General features: G+C 70.2%; 17 protein-coding genes. 2 read left to right on the top strand and 15 right to left on the bottom strand.

Annotation, left to right across the window (positions count from 1 at the left end):
- Positions 1-10 precede the first annotated feature (10 nt).
- Positions 11-589: a dienelactone hydrolase family protein gene (locus tag ABZ154_RS28470; RefSeq protein ID WP_356837244.1), complete on the bottom strand. Its 579-nt coding sequence runs from the start codon at positions 587-589 to the stop codon at positions 11-13.
- A 37-nt stretch (positions 590-626) separates the two neighbouring features.
- Between ABZ154_RS28470 and ABZ154_RS28465 the strand changes: the two genes are divergently transcribed.
- On the top strand, positions 627-1,778 hold the full coding sequence (locus ABZ154_RS28465; RefSeq protein WP_356837243.1) for a mechanosensitive ion channel domain-containing protein: 1,152 nt from the start codon (positions 627-629) through the stop codon (positions 1,776-1,778).
- 11 nt (positions 1,779-1,789) lie between these two features.
- On the opposite strand, the gene ABZ154_RS28460 is transcribed toward ABZ154_RS28465, so the two are convergent.
- The 5 genes from ABZ154_RS28460 to ABZ154_RS28440 all read right to left on the bottom strand — a co-directional run bounded on the left by ABZ154_RS28460 (position 1,790) and on the right by ABZ154_RS28440 (position 6,502).
- On the bottom strand, positions 1,790-3,376 hold the full coding sequence (locus tag ABZ154_RS28460) for a Na+/H+ antiporter (RefSeq protein ID WP_356837242.1): 1,587 nt from the start codon (positions 3,374-3,376) through the stop codon (positions 1,790-1,792).
- A gap of 190 nt (positions 3,377-3,566) precedes the next feature.
- Positions 3,567-4,052: a GNAT family N-acetyltransferase gene (locus tag ABZ154_RS28455; RefSeq protein WP_356837241.1), complete on the bottom strand. Its 486-nt coding sequence runs from the start codon at positions 4,050-4,052 to the stop codon at positions 3,567-3,569.
- On the bottom strand, positions 4,049-4,990 hold the full coding sequence (locus tag ABZ154_RS28450) for an RluA family pseudouridine synthase (RefSeq protein ID WP_356837240.1): 942 nt from the start codon (positions 4,988-4,990) through the stop codon (positions 4,049-4,051). Before ABZ154_RS28450 ends, ABZ154_RS28455 begins: the two co-directional genes overlap by 4 nt.
- Positions 4,991-5,040: 50 nt before the next feature.
- Complete coding sequence (lspA, locus tag ABZ154_RS28445; RefSeq protein ID WP_356837239.1) at positions 5,041-5,631, bottom strand: signal peptidase II; 591 nt, start codon at positions 5,629-5,631, stop codon at positions 5,041-5,043.
- Positions 5,632-5,689: 58 nt separating this feature from the next.
- Positions 5,690-6,502: a TraR/DksA C4-type zinc finger protein gene (locus tag ABZ154_RS28440; protein WP_356837238.1), complete on the bottom strand. Its 813-nt coding sequence runs from the start codon at positions 6,500-6,502 to the stop codon at positions 5,690-5,692.
- Between the two features lie 574 nt (positions 6,503-7,076).
- Between ABZ154_RS28440 and ileS the strand changes: the two genes are divergently transcribed.
- Complete coding sequence (ileS, locus tag ABZ154_RS28435; RefSeq protein ID WP_356837237.1) at positions 7,077-10,220, top strand: isoleucine--tRNA ligase; 3,144 nt, start codon at positions 7,077-7,079, stop codon at positions 10,218-10,220.
- Between the two features lie 365 nt (positions 10,221-10,585).
- On the opposite strand, the gene ABZ154_RS28430 is transcribed toward ileS, so the two are convergent.
- The 9 genes from ABZ154_RS28430 to ftsW all read right to left on the bottom strand — a co-directional run bounded on the left by ABZ154_RS28430 (position 10,586) and on the right by ftsW (position 19,130).
- Complete coding sequence (locus ABZ154_RS28430; protein ID WP_356837235.1) at positions 10,586-11,737, bottom strand: DivIVA domain-containing protein; 1,152 nt, start codon at positions 11,735-11,737, stop codon at positions 10,586-10,588.
- Between the two features lie 49 nt (positions 11,738-11,786).
- Positions 11,787-12,071 carry a YggT family protein gene (locus ABZ154_RS28425; protein WP_356837233.1) on the bottom strand — a complete coding sequence of 95 codons (285 nt, stop codon included), beginning with the start codon at positions 12,069-12,071 and terminating at the stop codon, positions 11,787-11,789.
- Positions 12,072-12,143: 72 nt separating this feature from the next.
- Entirely contained in the window at positions 12,144-12,767 is a 624-nt protein-coding gene (sepF, locus tag ABZ154_RS28420; protein WP_030564126.1) for a cell division protein SepF, read from the bottom strand.
- 126 nt (positions 12,768-12,893) lie between these two features.
- Positions 12,894-13,613 (bottom strand): YggS family pyridoxal phosphate-dependent enzyme, encoded by a 720-nt coding sequence (locus tag ABZ154_RS28415; protein ID WP_356837231.1) that lies wholly within the window; start codon positions 13,611-13,613, stop codon positions 12,894-12,896.
- Between the two features lie 6 nt (positions 13,614-13,619).
- Complete coding sequence (pgeF, locus tag ABZ154_RS28410; RefSeq protein ID WP_356837229.1) at positions 13,620-14,360, bottom strand: peptidoglycan editing factor PgeF; 741 nt, start codon at positions 14,358-14,360, stop codon at positions 13,620-13,622.
- Positions 14,357-15,580 (bottom strand): cell division protein FtsZ, encoded by a 1,224-nt coding sequence (gene ftsZ, locus ABZ154_RS28405; protein WP_356837227.1) that lies wholly within the window; start codon positions 15,578-15,580, stop codon positions 14,357-14,359. The genes pgeF and ftsZ overlap by 4 nt, the downstream gene beginning before the upstream one ends.
- A 276-nt stretch (positions 15,581-15,856) precedes the next feature.
- A complete protein-coding gene (locus ABZ154_RS28400) occupies positions 15,857-16,651 on the bottom strand; it encodes an FtsQ-type POTRA domain-containing protein (protein ID WP_356837225.1) in 795 nt (264 codons plus the stop codon).
- Positions 16,652-16,700: 49 nt separating this feature from the next.
- On the bottom strand, positions 16,701-17,795 hold the full coding sequence (murG, locus tag ABZ154_RS28395; RefSeq protein ID WP_030564134.1) for an undecaprenyldiphospho-muramoylpentapeptide beta-N-acetylglucosaminyltransferase: 1,095 nt from the start codon (positions 17,793-17,795) through the stop codon (positions 16,701-16,703).
- Between the two features lie 6 nt (positions 17,796-17,801).
- On the bottom strand, positions 17,802-19,130 hold the full coding sequence (gene ftsW / locus ABZ154_RS28390) for a putative lipid II flippase FtsW (protein WP_356837222.1): 1,329 nt from the start codon (positions 19,128-19,130) through the stop codon (positions 17,802-17,804).
- Between the last annotated feature and the right edge of the window lie 113 nt (positions 19,131-19,243).

The following is a 19,243-nucleotide window of genomic DNA, read 5'->3' as shown; positions in this document are numbered from 1 at the left end:
CTCCTGCGCCCTACAGCGTGGCCAGGAAGCCGAGCGCGACCTTCCAGGCCTGCTCGGCGGCAGCCTGGTCGTAGTCGTGGAGGTCGGGGTCGGTGAACAGGTGGCCGGCCCCGGGGTAGCGGTAGATCTCCACGTCCGCGCCGGTCCGCTGCATCTGGAGGTACCAGCTGTTCAGCCAGTCGTGGGACTCGAAGGGATCCGGGTCCGCGACGTGCAGCTGGACGGGGAGCTCGTCCACCGTCGCGTTCTCGGCGATGTCCGAGGTGCCGTGGAGGAGCAGCAGCCCGCGCGCCTTCGCGTCGCCGAGCGCCAGGGTCTGCGCGGTCGCCGCGCCGAGGGAGAAACCGGCGTAGACGAGCCCCTGGTCGGAGTAGGGGGCCGCGGCCAGCACCGCACGCTTCAGCAGCTCCTCCTTGCCGACCTCCTCCTTGAAGGCCATGCCCTCCTCCACCGTCTCGAAGGTGTGCCCCTCGAACAGATCGGGCACGCGCACCTCGTGGCCGGCGTCCCTCAGACGTGCGGCCGCGGCGTGCACTGCGGGCGTGACCCCGTAGGTCGAGTGGAAAAGCATGATGTTCATGAGGCCCATGGTGCCAGTTGCGCCTCGATGCTTGGAGGACCGGACGATGGAGAACGTGCTGCGCCCGCTGATCGTCTTCGGCGGATCCGTGGTGATCACACTGCTGGCCGGCTGGCTGGTCGACCGGCTGCTGCGCAGGGCCGACAGCCGTCACCACGAGACCCCGCTGTGGGGCCTGCTGCGGCGCTGCCGACCACCGCTGCAAGTGGTGATCATCACCGCCCTGCTGCGCGGCAGCTACCGCCAGTCGGGCATCGCCTGGGTGTGGGAGCACCGGGTCGGGATCGGCCAGGCCCTGTCCCTGGTCCTGATCGGTGCCTCGGCCTGGCTGGTGGTCCGGGCCGCCGCGACGGTCGTCGAATCCAGTTACGCCCGGTACGCGACGTCCACCCGCGATCCTGCCCGGGTCCGGCGGGTCCGTACGCAGGTGACGCTGATCCAGCGGGTCGTCATAGCGGTGGTGACGGTGGTCGCCATCGCCGCGATGCTGCTGACGTTCCCGGCGATGCGCGGGGTCGGCACCTCGATGCTGGCCTCGGCCGGTGTGCTCGGCATCGTCGCCGGTGTGGCCGCCCAGTCGACCCTCGGCAACCTCTTCGCGGGGCTCGAGATCGCCTTCGGCGACATGGTCAGGCTCGGCGACACGGTCGTGGTGGACGGCGAGTGGGGAACCGTCGAGGAGATCACCCTGACGTTCCTGGCGGTACGGACCTGGGACGAGCGGCGGATCACGATGCCGGTCTCGTACTTCACGAGCAAGCCGTTCGAGAACTGGTCGCGCGGCGGGGTCCAGATGACCGGCACGGTCTACTTCCACCTCGACCACGCGGCGCCGATCGCCCTGATGCGCAAGAAGCTGCGGGACGTCCTCGGCGACATCGCCGCCTGGGACGGCCGCGACTGGTCCCTCGCCGTCACCGACACGACCCCGACCACGATCCAGGTGCGGGCGGTGGTCACGGCGAAGGACGCGGACGACATCTGGACGGTGCGGTGCGCGGTGCGCGAGCAGCTGATCGGCTGGCTGCGCGACCACCATCCGTACGCGCTGCCGCGCGTCGCCACGTCGCCCGGCGCGCTGCCGCCGGGCGAGCAGTGGGCGGAGCTCACCGGGGCGCAGACCCGGCCCAGCCGCAACGGGTCCGGCCCTTCCCGTGACCTGGACGACTCCAAGGCGCCCCGGACCGGCCGCGGCTGAGACCGCGGGGTTCAGCGCAGGGAGCGGACGTCCAGGTAGCGCAGCACCCGGTCCACGACCTCCGGGTCGGAGCCGGCCTCGTTGCGCGCCGAGAGCACCTCGTGGCGGGCGGCCGACATCATCTCGCGCTGGACCCGGCTGACCGCCTTGAAGCGCTCGGCCCGCTTCGCGTACGCCTCGCGCCGCTCCTCGTCGACGATCTCCGGGTTGATGCGGGCCCCGATGTCGTACGCGGCCTTCTGGAGCCGCTCCACGACCTCCTCCGGGAACTCCTCGACCTCCTGGATCTCCTTGAGCCGGAGCTTGGCGGCCTTGGCGGCGCGCAGGGCGAGCTCCCGCTCCAGGGCCTCCTCGGCGTCCGCGTCGGCGCGCACGCCGAGCTTGCGGACCAGCCAGGGCAGGGTGAGGCCCTGGAAGACGAGGGTGACCATGATCACGGAGAAGGCGATGAAGACGATCTCGTCGCGGCCGGGGAAGGGCTGTCCGTCGTCCGTCTCCAGCGGGATCGCCAGTGCCAGCGCGACGGAGGCCACCCCGCGCATCCCGGCCCACCACATGACGACGGTCTCCCGCCAGCTGGTAGGGATCTCCTCGTTGACGTCCCGCCGGGTGTGCAGCCGCTTGGCGAGCCAGGTGGCGGGCAGCAGCCAGGCCAGCCGGACGCCGACGACGACCGCGACGATCACCAGCCCCCAGCCGGCCATCTGGAACTCGCGCCCGTCGGAGGAGCCGAACACGCTGTGCAGCTCCAGGCCGATCAGCCCGAAGGCCACGCCGGTGACCAGGGTGTCGACGATCTGCCAGAAGGTACGTCCGGTGAGCCGGCCCAGCACGTCGTCGGCGTCGGCGGTGCGCTCGGCGAGGTAGAGGGCGACGGTCAGGACGGCGAGGACGCCGGAGCCCATCAGCTCCTCGGCGAGGACGTAGGCGACGAAGGGCACCAGGAGACTCAGGCCCACCTGGAGGGTGGCGTCGCCCAGCAGGCCCATCAGCTTGATGGTGAGCCAGCCGAGCGCGAGGCCGACGGCGATCGCGACCACGGCGGAGAGGATGAGCAGCCCGAAGGCCTCGGGCACCGAGAAGCTGCCGCTCACGGCCGCGGCGATGGCCAAGTGGTAGAGCACGATGGCGGTGACATCGTTGAAGAGCCCCTCGCCCTCCAGGATCGACACCAGTCGGCGCGGCAGTCCGACCGAACCCGCCACGGCGGTCGCGGCGACCGGGTCGGGCGGGGCGACGAGCGCGCCCAGCACGACGGCTGCGGCGATCGGCAGCCCGGGCACGACAGAGTTGGCGACCGCGGCGACGGCGGCCGTGGTGACGAAGACCAGGGCGACGGCCAGCAGGAAGATCGGGCGTTTGTTGGCGACGAACTGGCGCCAGGAGGTGCGCTGCACGGAGGCGTAGAGCAGCGGCGGCAGCAGGGCCGGGAGGATGAACTCGGGCGGGATGTCGACGTTCGGCACGAAGGGCGCGAAGGCCATCGCGACCCCGGCCAGCGTCATGAGGACCGGTGCCGGCAGCCCCAGGCGGGCGCCGAGGGGCACCGTGACCACTGCTCCGAGCAGCAGCAGGAGCAGCAGGGTCATCTGATCCACGGGAGGTGCCTTCCGGAGCGTACGGTTCCGGGCCTCTCACCGGGCCGACGTCCAGGTCACGGCTCAGCCGTGCCCGCAGGTCCGGCCGGGGTGAGCGGCCGTCAGGAGCCCGGCCGGGTCAGCGGCCGAGCGGGCCTCCACCCTGCCACGCCTGGTTCACGGAGTGGGCGAGGCCTCCCGCACGGCGGGATCAGGCAGGCCCGGTCCTCCGGCGCATCGCCCGGTGCGCAATGCCCGCGTCCGGGAACTCGGGGCCGTACGCGAGGTATCCGAGCCGCTCGTAGAAGCCGAGGGCGTGGGTCTGGGCGTGCAGGTCCACGGCGGCCAGGCCGAGCCGGCGCGCCTCGTCCTCGATGGCGCGCACCAGGGCCGCGCCGACGCCGAGGCCGCGGGCCTGCCGCGTCACCGCGAGCCGGCCGAGGGAGCCGACGGTGAGGTCGCCACCGGTCTTGCCGGCCGCGTCGGCGCCGTGCAGCAGCCGCCCCGTACCGAGGGCGGTGCCGTCCGCCGCGACGGCCAGGACGTGCACGGCGGTGGGGTCGTAGGCGTCGTACTCGATCTCCTCGGGCACGTTCTGCTCGCCCACGAAGACCTCCTTGCGCACCTGGAAGCAGGCCTGGAGGTCGCTCTCCTCTACGGCCCTGCGGGTGGTGTACGGGGGTGGGACGGCGGTCACTGGCTCTCCGCGGCGATGGTGTCGAGGGCGTGCTGGAGGTCGGCCGGGTAGGTGCTGGAGAACTCCACCCAGCTGCCGTCGCTCGGGTGCTCGAAGCCCAGGCGCACCGCGTGCAGCCACTGCCGGGTCAGCCCGAGCCGCTTGGCCAGGGTCGGGTCGGCGCCGTACGTCAGGTCGCCGACGCAGGGGTGGCGGTGGGCGGCCATGTGGACCCGGATCTGGTGGGTGCGGCCGGTCTCCAGCTTGATGTCCAGGAGACTGGCGGCGCGGTAGGCCTCGATCAGGTCGTAGTGGGTCACCGACGGCTTGCCCTCGGCGGTGACCGCCCACTTGTAGTCGTGGGTGGGGTGGCGCCCGATGGGGGCGTCGATGGTGCCGCTCATCGGGTCCGGGTGGCCCTGGACGAGGGCGTGGTACTTCTTGTCGACGATCCGGTCGCGGAACTGGGCCTTGAGCAGGGTGTAGGCGCGCTCGGACTTGGCGACGACCATCAGGCCGGAGGTGCCGACGTCGAGGCGGTGCACGATGCCCTGGCGCTCGGCGGCGCCGGACGTCGAGATGCGGTACCCGGCGGCGGCGAGGCCGCCGATGACGGTGGTGCCGTTCCAGCCGGGGCTGGGGTGGGCCGCGACGCCGACCGGCTTCATGATGACCACGATGTCGTCGTCGTCGTGGACGATCTCCATGCCCTCGACGGGCTCGGCCACGACCTGGACGGGGGCGGGTGCCTGGGGCATCTCGACCTCCAGCCAGGCGCCACCGTGCACGCGCTCGGACTTGCCGGCCACCGAGCCGTCCACCTGGACCTTCCCGGCAGCGGCCAGCTCGGCGGCCTTGGTGCGGGAGAAACCGAACATCCTGGAGATGGCGGCGTCGACACGCTCGCCTTCCAGGCCGTCCGGTACGGGCAGGGTGCGGATCTCGGGGTGCGTACTCACCTGTCGAGTATGCCTTGCGCCGGGCACTCCCCGCGCAGCCCCGGCCCCGGTCAGTCCTTGTGCACGGTCCCGTCGGGATCCAGGCCCTTGAAGGAGAGGATCACGATGAGGATGCCGCCGCACACGATGGCGGAGTCGGCGAGGTTGAAGACGGCGAAGTGCTTGGGGGCGATGAAGTCGACCACCGCCCCTTCGAACACGCCGGGGGCCCGGAAGATGCGGTCGGTGAGGTTGCCGAGCGCACCGCCCAGCAGCAGTCCCAGGGCGATGGCCCAGGGCAGGCTGTAGAGCTTGCGGGCCAGCCGGATGACGACCACGATCACGCCGGCGGCGATGATGGTGAAGATCACCGTGAACGCCTCGCCGAACCCGAACGCGGCACCGGGGTTGCGCAGCGCCCGGAACTGCAGCCAGTCACCGATGATGTCGATCGGCGGCTGGTGCTCCAGCCTGGCGACCACGATCATCTTGGTGACCAGGTCCAGCAGGTAGGCGACGACGGAGACGCCGATGAGCACCAGGATCTTGCGCTTGCCCGTGCCCGCGTTCACCGCGGCGTCGGCGGCCGTGGAGGCGCCGTCGTCCGTGTGCTCGGTCTCGGGATTGTCCGGCGTACCGATGATGCGCTCCGCCTCTGCCACGTGAGTCCCTCAACCTAGGTGCCTGACTGAGGACGAGGGTACGACACACCTGTACGGGTCAGCTGCGCCGCTCCTGCTTCTGTTTGTCCTCGACGCAGAGGGTGGCGCGGGGAAATGCCTGCATCCGTGCCTTGCCGATCGGTTTGCCGCACACCTCGCAGAGCCCGTAGGTCCCCGCCTCCAGGCGGGCGAGCGCCCGCTCGGTCTGCTCCAGCGTCTCCTGGGCGTGGGCGGCGAGCGACAGCTCATGTTCACGCGTGATGTTCTTGGTGCCCGTATCGGCCTCGTCGTCGCCCGCGCCGTCGCCGGAGTCCCGCATCAGCCCGGCGAGCGCCGCTCCCGAGGCCTCCAGCTCGCTGCGCAGCCGCGTGATCTCGCCGGTCAGCAGAGTGCGTGCCTCGGTTACCTCCTCGGGCGTCCAGGGGTCCTCCCCGGGCCGTACCGCCAGTTCGCCGGGGGCGGTCGCGGCGGCTCCGCGGGCCGGCGGCACGGCCGCCTCGTCCGTACCGGCTGCGGGGCGACTCGCGCTCTTCTTGGCTACCACCGTGTGGGCTCCCGTCTCCTCGGCGGCCGCAGCCGCCCCTGTGGCCGTCTGTGCGGCCGTCTTCGAAGCCTTCTTGGCCGCGCTCTTCTTCGTGGTGCTCTTCGTGGTGCTCGTGGTGCTCTTCCTGGCAGCGGCCTTCTTCGCGGCAGCCCTCTTGGCCGGCGCCTTCTTCGCGGCCGCCTTCTTTGCCGCTGCCTTCTTGGCAGGCGCCTTCTTCGCGGGCGCCTCCTCGGCAGCCGTCCCGCCCTCGGACGTCTCGTCGGCCGGTGGCTTCCCGTCGGCCTTCTGCCCGGCCGCGGTCTCTTCCGCCGTCTTCTTCGCCACCATGGCCGCGGCCCCTTCACATATTGTGATCTTGCACGCGAATCGTGCTGGGACGATAAATCGACCCCAGTCCCGCGGCAACGGGGCACGCCGCCCTTTCGCCCCTCCCCGTACCCGGTCGTGGCGCGCCTGCATCCGTTGTTCCCAGCTCCCCGCCCGGTAATCCAGCCCCCGACCGCCCCCGCCCCCCGTACCCGACTCCGTACGCCCCCGACTGGCCATTCGGGTCACGCCGGGCCCCGGTTAAACCGGTCGGCCGTCAGCCGTCCGGGCCCGTACACTGGGCCCAGCGAAAGGCATGGACGGGACGAGTAGCGCCGTACGCAGCCAGCAGCGACCCGGGGACGGTGGGAGCCCGGGGGCGAGCGCGTCGTGAAGATCACCCCGGAGCCGCCGGAAGAACGTTTTGGACCGTGGGTTCCGCCCCACGGGCACCAAGACCACTAGACCCGGCGTCGCGACCCCAATGAGGGGGCCACGGGCACACGCCCGGGGCCAAGGAGGGTGGTACCGCGGGAGCCGAGACGCTCTCGTCCCTCCGACGGAAGTGGAATACGTCCGCCGGAGGAAGCCGCACATGACATCGCCGCAGTACCGCCAGGTACCCGCCCAGGTCGACCTGCCCGCGCTGGAGCACGCCGTTCTCGACTTCTGGCAAGAGAACAAGGTGTTCGCCAAGAGCCTGGATCAGTCCGAGGGCCGCCCGGAGTGGGTCTTCTACGAGGGCCCCCCCACCGCCAACGGCATGCCCGGGGCCCACCACATCGAGGCCCGCGTCTTCAAGGACGTCTTCCCCCGCTTCCGCACCATGCAGGGCTACCACGTCGGCCGCAAGGCCGGCTGGGACTGTCACGGCCTGCCGGTGGAGCTCGCGGTCGAGAAAGAGCTGGGCTTCAACGGCAAGAAGGACATCGAGGCGTTCGGCATCGCCGAGTTCAACGCCAAGTGCCGTGAGTCCGTGACCCGGCACACCGACGCCTTCGCCGAGCTCACGACCCGTATGGGCTACTGGGTCGACCTGGACGACGCGTACCGCACGATGGACCCGGAGTACGTCGACTCCGTGTGGTGGTCGCTGAAGGAGATCTTCAACAAGGACCTGCTGGTCCAGGACCACCGCGTCGCTCCCTGGTGCCCGCGCTGCGGCACCGGCCTCTCCGACCACGAGCTCGCCCAGGGCTACGAAACGGTCGTCGACCCCTCGGTCTTCGTCCGCTTCCCCCTCACCTCGGGCCCGCTGGCCGGCGAGGCGGCGCTCCTGGTCTGGACGACCACCCCCTGGACCCTGGTCTCCAACACGGCGGTCGCCGCTCACCCCGAGGTCCGCTACGTCGTCGCGACGGACGGCGAGGAGAAGCTCGTCGTGGCCGAGCCCCTCCTGGAGAAGTCGCTGGGCGAGGGCTGGGAGGTGACCGGCCCGTCGTTCACCGGTGCCGAGATGGAGCGCTGGACCTACGAGCGCCCGTTCACGCTGGTCGACTTCCCGGCCGAGGCGCACTACGTGGTCAACGCCGAGTACGTGACGACCGACGACGGTACTGGTCTGGTCCACCAGTCCCCCGCGTTCGGCGCCGACGACCTCCTGGTCTGCCGTGCGTACGGCCTGCCGGTGGTCAACCCGGTCCGCCCCGACGGCACCTTCGAGGAAGACCTCCCCCTGGTCGGCGGCGTCTTCTTCAAGAAGGCGGACGAAGCGCTCACCGCGGACCTGGACGCGCGCGGCAAGCTCTTCCGCCACGTCCCGTACGAGCACAGCTACCCGCACTGCTGGCGCTGCCACACGGCGCTGCTCTACTACGCGCAGCCGTCCTGGTACATCAGGACGACGGCGATCAAGGACCGCCTCCTCCAGGAGAACGAGAAGACCAACTGGTACCCGGACTCGGTCAAGAACGGCCGCTTCGGCGACTGGCTGAACAACAACGTCGACTGGGCCCTGTCCCGTAACCGCTACTGGGGCACGCCGCTGCCGATCTGGCGCTGCGAGGACGACCACCTCACCTGCGTGGGCTCCCGCGCGGAACTCACAGAACTCACGGGCACCGACCAGTCGTCCCTGGACCCCCACCGCCCGTTCATCGATGAGATCACCTTCACCTGCACGCACGAGAACTGTCAGCTGGAGGCGTACCGCGTCCCGGAGGTCATCGACGCCTGGTACGACTCGGGTTCGATGCCGTTCGCGCAGTGGGGCTACCCGTACAAGAACAAGGAAGTCTTCGAGAGCCGCTACCCGGCGCAGTTCATCTCGGAGGCCATCGACCAGACCCGCGGCTGGTTCTACACGCTGATGGCGGTAGGCACGCTGGTCTTCGACAAGTCGTCCTACGAGAACGTCGTCTGCCTGGGCCACATCCTCGCCGAGGACGGCCGCAAGATGTCCAAGCACCTGGGCAACATCCTCCAGCCGATCCCGCTGATGGACCAGCACGGGGCGGACGCGGTGCGGTGGTTCATGGCGGCGGGCGGCTCCCCGTGGGCGGCACGCCGGGTGGGCCACGGCACGATCCAGGAGGTGGTTCGCAAGACGCTCCTGACCTACTGGAACACGGTCGCCTTCCAGGCCTTGTACGCGCGCACGTCGGGCTGGGCCCCGTCGGCGGCCGACCCGGCCCCGGCGGACCGCACGGTCCTGGACCGCTGGCTGCTCAGCGAACTGAACGCGCTGGTGGACCAGATGACGCTCGCGATGGAGGGCTACGACACCCAGCGTGCCGGCAAGCTGCTCTCGGCATTCGTGGACGACCTCTCCAACTGGTACGTACGCCGCTCACGCCGCCGCTTCTGGCAGGGCGACAAGGCGGCGCTGCGCACGCTGCACGAGGTCGTCGAGACGGTGACCCGGCTGATGGCCCCGCTGACCCCGTTCATCACCGAGCGGGTCTGGCAAGACCTGATCGCGCCGGTCACACCGGACGCCCCGGAGTCGGTGCACCTGTCCTCGTGGCCGAAGACGGACCTGGCGGCGATCGACCCCACCCTCTCGACCCAGATGGCACTGGTGCGCCGCCTGGTGGAGCTGGGCCGGGCGACGCGTGCGGAGTCGGGCGTGAAGACGCGCCAGCCGCTGTCGCGCGCGCTGGTGGCAGCGAGCGGCTTCGATGCGCTCTCCTCCGATCTGCGTGCGCAGATCACGGAGGAGCTGAACGTCACATCGCTCGCCACACTCTCTGAGGTCGGCGGTTCGCTGGTCGACACGACGGCGAAGGCGAACTTCCGGGCGCTGGGCAAGCGGTTCGGCAAGGGCGTCCAGGCGGTGGCCAAGGCGGTGGCGAACGCAGACGCGGCGGCGCTCTCTCTCGCCCTGCGCGAGGGCACGGCGTCGGTGGAGGTGGAGGGCGAGCAGATCACCCTGACCCCCGATGAGGTCATCATCACGGAAACTCCGCGCGAGGGCTGGTCGGTCGCCTCGGACGCGGGCGCGACAGTCGCCCTGGACCTGGAGATCACCCCGGAGCTGCGGCGCGCGGGCCTGGCCCGTGACGCGATCCGCCTGATCCAGGAGGCCCGCAAGAACAGCGGCCTGGACGTGGCGGACCGCATCGCCGTCCGCTGGATCTCGACGTCCCCGGCGACGGTGGAGGCGCTCACGGAGCACACGCCGCTGATCGCGGACGAGGTCCTGGCCCTGGACTACGCGGAGGGCGAGGCGGACGACACGTATGGCGCCCCGTTCGAGGACGAGGGCCTGGCCCTGACGTTCCGCCTGCGTAAGCAGTAGCCCGTACGTCTGAGAGGGCCCGGCCGACACGCCTCGGCCGGGCCCTCCGTCGTACCCCTCGGGGCGACCCTCGCGCCTCAATTGCCGGCCGGGCTAGAAATCCGGTACCTCCGCCACGTGAAGGCGAGGCCCCGATCCAGCCCCGCTCCGCCCCGGAACCAGCCCGTCCGGCGCTTGAGGACAGAGGGGGGCCCGGAGCGCAGACCCGGTTTCGGGAAGAAGCGGGTAGGGGAACAGCCCGCCGCGGGCGCCCCCACCCGCACCCACAACGGCGGCCGCCCACGTCAGAGGGCCGGGCCCCGGGGAAACCCCGGGGCCCGGCCCTCTGACTGCCGACGGCTACGCGCTCAGCGAGCGCGATCCGCTCAGTTGTCGTCCTCGTCGATCAGGAACCCACGCATCGGCGACGGCGCCTGCTGCATCGGCTGCGGCGCCTGAGGCCGGACCGGCGCCATCGGCTGCGTCATCGCGGGCGACATCTGCTGCTGCCCGCCGTAGGACGGCGCACCGCCCATGGACTGACCGCCACCCATCTGCTGGCCGCCATGGCCACCGTGGTTGGAGCTGCCCATGGAGTGACCCATCGCACCCGCACCGGCCGGGGCCAGCGAGGGCGACGGCGGCAGCGATGCGGCGGCCGGGGTCCGCGGCGGGGCGAGCGAGTCGTCCGACTGGGTCTCCAGCTGGCGCAGCTGGCTCTCCAGGTAGGACTTCAGCCGCGTGCGGTACTCGCGCTCGAAGCCACGCAGGTCCTCGACCTTGCGCTCCAGCGTCGCGCGGGCCGACTCCAGCGAGCCCATCGCCACGCGGTGCTTCTCCTGCGCGTCCCGCTCCAGGGCGTCCGCCTTGGCGCGCGCGTCGCGCTCCAGGCCCTCGGCGCGGCTGCGCGCCTCGCCGACGATCTTGTTGGCCTCGGAACGGGCCTCCGCGATCGCCTGGTCGGCGGTCTGCTGCGCGAGCGAGAGGACACGGGCGGCGCTGTCGCCACCGGGGCCCTGCCCCTGCTGCTGCATCTGCGGCTGCTGCATCTGCTGCATCTGCTGCTGCTGGGGGTGCTGACCCATGGGGCCGCCCATCGGGCCACCCATGGGACCGCCCTGCATCGGGCCGGGGCCGTGCGGGCCCTGCGGGCCGCCGTGGCCACCCTGGGGGCCATGACCGCTGGGGCCGGCAGGCAGCTGCGGAGCTCCACCGGGCAGCTGGGGCGGACCCATCTGCGGGGGCTGCTGCTGCTGCGGCGGTCCAGATATGGCGGCGGGAACGGGCGCGCCCGGGCGGTCCTGCTGCTCCGGGGGTTTGCGCATACCCTGCTGCTGCTGCTGCTGTTGCTGGTTCTGCGCGGCCGCGCGCGTCGCAGCGGCCAGCTTGGCGCGCAGGTCCTCGTTCTCACGGAGCAGACGGGTCAGCTCCGATTCGACCTCGTCGAGAAAGGCATCGACCTCGTCCTCGTCATAGCCTTCTCGGAGGCGGACGGTCGTGAACTGCTTGTTCCGCACGTCCTCGGGGGTCAACGGCATCTCTTCTTCACCTCTACGTAGTCGTCGGCAGTCGGCAAGACCGTATCGCTCACAACCTGACCACAACGCTGATCAGGATGTAGACGATGATCATCAGAACGAAGAAGGACAGGTCGAGTGCCACGCCCCCGAGACGCAGCGGCGGAATGAACCGCCGCAGAAGCTTGAGCGGTGGATCGGTGACAGTGTAGGTGGCCTCAAGTACGACCACCATCGCCTTGCCGGGTTGCCATGAACGTGCGAACTGGAAGACGTAGTCCATGACGAGCCGGAAGATCAGCACGATGAGGAAACACATCAGCGCGATATAGACCACATCCACTGCGACGCCCATGTCCCGCGCTTCCCTCTCCCCTGGCTCTCGTAGCTCCGGCCTCTCGGCCGGGTTGTTCCCGGTGTCGTGTTCTCAGCTCTGGTTGAAGAATCCGCCCTCTGCGATGCGGGCCTTGTCCTCCGCCGTGACATCGACGTTAGCAGGCGACAACAGGAACACCTTCTGCGTCACGCGTTCAATGCTGCCATGGAGCCCGAAGACGAGTCCTGCGGCAAAGTCGACAAGTCGCTTCGCGTCCGTATCGTCCATCTCCGTGAGGTTCATGATCACCGGAGTGCCCTCACGGAAGTGTTCCCCGATGGTACGGGCCTCGTTGTAGGTCCTGGGGTGCAGCGTGGTGATGCGGTACGGCTCCCGCTCGGACACGACCTTGGGCATGATCACCGGTGCGTTCTTCTCCATGTTCGGGCGTTCGGGTGTGATGGATGCCACGGGTGCGATTCGGGCGGGTCGCCCGCTTTCCGCGGGGAGCTGAACCGGCTCACGCTGGGCCGGCGGCTGCACCACTCGTACCGGTTCGTCCCTTTCGCGTTCCCGCTCGCGCTCGCGTTCCACCTGGTGCGGGGGCTGATGCCGTCGCCGATCGGGCTCCGGCTCAGGCTCGAATTCGTCATCGGGGTCGAACCCCGGACCGTCGTACCCATCGTCCTCCACGAGGCCGAGGTAGACCGCCATCTTGCGCATCGCGCCGGCCATGCTCCGAGTCCTCCGCTCTGTGGTGGATCGGCATTCGTCACCAAGTGCCCGCGATCCACTGTGGTCCGCCCCGCCGTGCTGGGGAATGACCATATTTTCTGCTGTGGTCCGACTTGCTTCGCGACGTTACCCGAGCCCGGGTCGGACTCCGAGTACCGCCGTACCGACGCGTACATGTGTCGCTCCGGCCGCCACCGCGTCCTCAAGGTCCGCACTCATACCTGCGGAGACCATGTTCGCAGCCGGATGACCGGAGCGCAGGCGGGTGGCCAATTCCATCAGCCGGTCGAACGCGGCCCGTTGCCTGCCGGCAAACGGTCCGGCCAGCGGCGCCACGGTCATCAGACCGTCGAGCCGCAGACCCCCGGCCGCGTCGACCGCGGCCGCCAACTCCTCGATCCCGTCGGGCGCGACCCCGCCGCGCTCACCGCGCTCGCCGCTCTCCGCGTCCAGGGCGACCTGGATCAGACAGCCGAGTTCGCGCTCGGCGCGGACCGCGGCGGCCGAGAGGGCGGTGACCAGCTTGATCCGGTCCACCGACTGCACGACATCGGCATAACTCGTCACAGAACGAACCTTGTTCGTCTGCAATTGTCCGACAAAGTGCCATGTCAGGGAAAGATCCGCACAAGCTGCGGCTTTCGGTGCCGCGTCCTGGTCACGGTTCTCGGCGACATGGCGCACACCGAGTTCATGCAGCATGCGCACATCGCTCGCGGGGTAGGTCTTGGTGACCACGATCAGGGTCACTTCCTCGCGCTTACGGCCGGCCGCGGTGCAGGCGGAGGTGATCCTTTTCTCCACCTGTGCGAGATTCGCCGCGAGTTGAGCTTTACGGTCCGTCATGCCCTATCAGTCCAACCAGACATATCCGGCGAGCCGCCCGGTGGTGCGGTCGCGGCGGTACGAGAAGTGGTCGCCCGATTCACGGGTGCAGACCGGCGAACGGTGCAGGTCACTCACCCCGAGAGCGGCGAGCTGGGCGTGGACTCCGCCGGTGACGTCGACCGCCGGGGTCCCCCAGCTGGTCTCGGACCAGGTGCCGGGGACGACTGCGGCGACCTCGGCCCGCATCTCCTCGGGCACTTCGTAGCACCGTCCGCAGACAGCCGGTCCGGTGTGCGCGGTGATCCGGGACGGGCGCGCCCCCAGGGCGGTCATCGCTTCGACCACCGCGGGGACGACTCCGGCGACCAGTCCCGGCCGCCCGGCGTGCGCCGCCCCGACGACTCCGGCGACCGGATCGAGGAGGAGGACGGGGGTGCAGTCGGCGGTGAGGACCGCGAGCGCCAGCCCGCGCCGCGTGGTCACCACCGCGTCCACGGCAGGAATCTCCGCGTCCGCGCCCCAGGGTCCGTCGACCACCGCCACGTCCCGGCCGTGCACCTGGTTCATCCAGACGACCGAGGCGGGGTCGAGGCCGAGCCGACGGGCCGCGCGCTCGCGGTTCTCGCCGACGGCGGCGGGGTCGTCACCGACCGCGCCGCCGAGGTTGAGCTCACCGTACGGAGCGGCGCTCACCCCGCCCCACCGGTCGGTGAAGGCGAAATGAGCGCTGGCCGTGACGGGTTCCGCCTGGTGCTGACCTATCACTTCAAGAAGTCCGGTACGTCCAGCTCTTCGGCCTGGGCGTCCTGGTAGGGACGGGCCGGCGGGACGTGCGGCGGAGAGACCTGGGACAGCGGGCCCTCGCTCGAAGCCGTCGCGGGGGCGGGCTCGGCCGGGGCCGGGCTCTCCTCGCGCGGAGGTACGGAACCGAGTCCGCCCGACGGGCGCGCGGACTCAGCGGAGGGCCTGGCCTGGGCGGCCGGCTCCTCCCTCTTGTTCGTGTTCCCGCCCAGCGCGCTCTCCCGGCGGGTCGGCGGCTGCCCGCCGTCGAACCCGGCCGCGATCACGGTGACCCGCACCTCGTCGCCCAGGGCGTCGTCGATGACGGCGCCGAAGATGATGTTGGCCTCGGGGTGTGCCGCCTCGCTCACCAGCTGGGCGGCCTCGTTGATCTCGAAGAGACCGAGGTCGCTGCCGCCGGAGATGGAGAGCAGGACGCCGCGGGCGCCGTCGATGGACGCCTCCAGGAGCGGCGAGGAGATCGCCATCTCCGCCGCCGCGACCGCGCGGTCGTCGCCGCGCGCCGAGCCGATGCCCATGAGTGCCGATCCGGCCTCGGACATGACCGACTTGACGTCGGCGAAGTCGAGGTTGATCAGGCCCGGCGTGGTGATCAGGTCGGTGATGCCCTGGACACCCGAGAGCAGGACCTGGTCGGCCGACTTGAAGGCGTCGAGCACGCTGACCTGGCGGTCAGAGATGGACAGCAGGCGGTCGTTGGGGATGACGATGAGGGTGTCGACCTCTTCGCGGAGTTCAGCGATGCCGTCCTCCGCCTGGTTCGCGCGTCGCCGGCCCTCGAAGGTGAACGGGCGGGTGACCACACCGATCGTCAGGGCGCCGAGCGAGCGCGCGATGTTGGCGACGACGGGTGCGCCGCCGGTGCCGGTGCCGCCGCCTTCTCCGGCGGTGACGAAGACCATGTCGGCCCCCTTGAGGACCTCCTCGATCTCCTCACGGTGGTCCTCTGCCGCCTTACGACCGACGGCCGGGTTCGCCCCGGCGCCGAGGCCCCGGGTGAGTTCGCGGCCGACGTCGAGCTTGACGTCGGCATCGCTCATCAACAGGGCTTGTGCGTCCGTGTTGATCGCGATGAACTCGACGCCCTTGAGACCGACCTCGATCATTCGGTTGATGGCGTTGACACCACCGCCGCCGACACCGATGACCTTGATGACTGCGAGGTAGTTCTGCGGTGCTGCCACGTCGAAGGCCTCTCGCCTCGAGTTACGTGTCGTCGCTCCGCGGAGGACCCGCGGCGACGACTGATGTCGATGGGGACGGTCCGAACGCCGACCCAAACCCTAACGTTCAACTTTAGGGTTACCAGTGTGTCTGCTTCCTGGACTCTTCCGAACAGGACACTAAGTCGACAAGTGGCGCACGTTCAACGAACACGCCGAACCTCCCGTTTTTCTTTTCACCCTATGTGATCACCCGTAGCGCTGACCAACCAGGGTGCTGGCCAGCACAAATGCACGTCAACTCGCTGATACCGCTGGGGCGGTGGGGGCACTCACGTCGAAGTGTCCTCCTTTGGGGGCCGCCTTCATGAGAGCGGTGAGAACACGCGCCTTCACCGGCCCGTCCTCACTACTGCCCCAGGTCACCGAGCGATCACGCGTGAGCCTCAAGGAGATCCCGTCGTACGAGGTGACCAGTACCGCCTCGGTGGCCCCGGCGACACCCTTGGGCAGGTCGCCCGCGACCTGTACCGCTTCCTGCAACAGACGGTCACTGCCGAACCGGCGCAGACTCGCGGACCGGCCCGGCTTCAGCTCCAGCAGGGGAACGCCCTCCGGCGCCCGGTCCACCGTGGCGAAACGGAAGCCGGTTCCGTCCACTTCGACGAACTTCCCGCCCTTTTCGACCAGCAGGACCGGCTTGCGTTCGGTCACCTTGAGTCCGATGCCGTGCGGCCAGGACCGCACGACATCCACGGAGCCGATACGAGGCAGCTTCTGGAGCAACCGGCCTTCCATCCCGCCGGTGTCCACGGAGATCAGCGGCGCCCCGAGCGGGACGGCGGCAACCGCTTCCACCTCTTCACGGGTCAGCACCTCGGTGCCGGTGGTGGTCACGCGTTCCACGCGGAGCCAGGAGGAGCCGTAGAGCACCCAGATGACGAACGCGGTGAGCAGGGCCGCCGCGACGCCGATCAGGATCAGGAGCGTGCGGCGGCTCAGCCGGCGCTCCTCGGGGCCGATGTGCGGCGGGCGGGCGGGGGTGTCCGCACGCCCCGCTGCGCCGCGCTGGGCGGTCGTCGGTCCGGCCACGCTCGCTCCTTCGCCGGGCCCGGGGCGCCCGCCCCGGGTCCGCACCGCCTCACGCCTGGCGGCGGGAGGCAATCGCTTCGTACACCATGCCGACGAGCAGGTCGTCGGCGTCGCGCCGGCCGAACTCGGCCGCGGCGCGGGACATTTCGTACAGCCGGTGGGGGTCCGACAGCACCGGCAGGACGTTGCCCTGCACCCACTCGGGGGTCAGCGCCGCGTCGTCCACCAGCAGGCCGCCGCCGGCGTTGACCACCGGCTGGGCGTTCAGCCGCTGTTCGCCGTTGCCGATGGGCAGCGGGACGTAAGCGGCGGGGAGCCCGACGGCGGAGAGTTCGGCGACGGTCATCGCGCCCGCGCGGCAGAGCATCATGTCGGCCGCAGCGTACGCGAGGTCCATCCGGTCCACGTACGGTACCGGGATGTAGGGCGGCATCCCGGGCATGTTGTCGATCCGCGGCAATTCGTTCTTCGGGCCGACCACGTGGAGGATCTGGATCCCGGAGCGCTGGAGCAGCGGCGCGACCCGCTGGACCACCTCGTTGAGGTGGCGCGCGCCCTGCGAGCCGCCGGAGACCAGCAGCGTGGGCAGGTTGGGGTCGAGGCCGAAGGAGGCGCGGGCCTCCGGGCGGACCCGGGCGCGGTCCAGGGTGGCGATGGTGCGGCGCAGCGGGATGCCGATGTAGCGGGCGCCGCGCAGCTTGCTGTCCGGCGTGGAGACGGCGACCCCGTGGGCGTACCGGGAGCCGATCTTGTTGGCGAGGCCCGGGCGGGCGTTGGCCTCGTGGACCACGATCGGCACGCCGACGCGCTTGGCGGCGAGGTAGCCGGGCAGCGCGACGTAGCCGCCGAAGCCGACCACGCAGTCCGCCTTGGTGCGCTCCAGGACCTGCTCGGCGGCCTTGATGGTGCCGCGCAGCCGGCCCGGGACGGTGATCAGCTCGGGGGTGGGCTTACGGGGCAGCGGTACGGCAGGGATGAGGGCGAGCTCGTACCCCCGCTCGGGTACGAGCCTGGTCTCCAGGCCGCGTTCCGTGCCGAGGGCAGTGATTCCCACGGTCGGGTCCTGCCTGCGCAGGGCGTCTGCGAGGGCAAGCGCGGGCTCGATGTGTCCGGCGGTCCCCCCGCCGGCGAGTACGACATGCACCGAAATTCACCGCTCTCCGGACGGACGCTTCTTGACGCGCCGTCTCATCGTCTTCCATGTCACCCCGGGCCTCCGCATGGCCAGGGCCGCCTTCGCGGCGGGATCGTTCCGCGCGAAGGCGATCATGAGCCCGACCGCGAACATCGTCGGCAGCAGGGCGGACCCTCCGTAGGAGAACAGCGGGAGCGGGACACCGGCGATCGGCAACAGGCCGAGCACCGCACCGATGTTGATCACGGCCTGGGCCATGATCCAGGTGGTCACGCCTCCCGCGGCATACCTGACGAAGGGGTCCTCCGTGCGTCCGGCCACGCGGATACCCGCATAGCCTAGAGCCGCGAACAGGGCGAGCACGGACAGCGTCCCCGCCAGACCCAGTTCCTCACCGGTGATCGCGAAGATGAAGTCGGTGTGCGGTTCCGGGAGTTGGCCCCATTTTTCCACACTCGCACCCAGCCCGGAACCGAACCATCCGCCGGAGGCCAGAGCGTAGATTCCGTGCGCGGCCTGCCAGCAGCCGGCCTCCGGATCGGGTTCGCCGATGACGCCCATGCAGGAGAGCCGGGACATCCGGTTGGGGCTGGTCCAGATCAGCAGGAACGCGATGACGGCGGCGAATCCGAGCACCCCGGCGAAGAGCCGGGTTGGGGCACCGGCCAGCCAGAGCAGGCCGAACAGGATCGCCGTGAGAATGATCGCGGTCCCCATGTCACCGCCGAGCATGATCAGCCCGAGGAGCATGAAGGCGACCGGGACGAGCGGGACGAGCATGTGCTTCCACTGCGTCAGCAACCGCTTGTCCTGCTTGCGGGCGAGCAGGTCGGCGCCCCACAGGATCAGGGCGAGCTTGCCGAACTCGCTGGGCTGGAGCTGGAACGGGCCACCGAGGTAGAGCCAGTTCTGGTTGCCGTTGACCGACATCCCTATCCCCGGCACCTGGACCAGGACCATGAGGAAGACCGTGATCATGAGCATCGGGTAGGCCAGCCCGCGGTGGAGCTTCACCGGCATCCTGGAAGCGATCAGCATGAGCGTGCCCCCGATGACGGCGGCGACGAACTGCTTGCCGAAGAAGTACGTCGACGACTTGTCGATGTTCAACGCCTGGATCATCGAGGCGGAGTAGACCATCACCAGGCCCAGCACGGTGATCAGGAGGCTGGAGCCGAGGATCACGTAGTAGGCGGTCAGAGGGCGGTCCCAGGCCCGGCGTGCCTGCTCGTAGAGGCGCCGTACGCCACCGCGCGGGGTCCGGGGGGCTCGGGAGCCGCCTCCCGCGCCCCGGGCCGGCGCCGGCCGGCGGCTGCGTACGGCGGAGCTCTTCTCGGCCGGCATTGTCGCTGTCCCCTCCACTCTTCATGCCGTTCGCCGGAGTCCGCGGCGGCGACGGCAGGCCCGGGGCGACCCTCGCCGAGGACCTGGACATCCTCGACCGGCTGGACGACGAA

Origin of the sequence: Streptomyces sp. NPDC006261 (assembly GCF_040613515.1) — a bacterium.
Lineage (GTDB): Bacteria > Actinomycetota > Actinomycetes > Streptomycetales > Streptomycetaceae > Streptomyces.
This window is presented reverse-complemented; position numbering and strand designations above follow the sequence as displayed.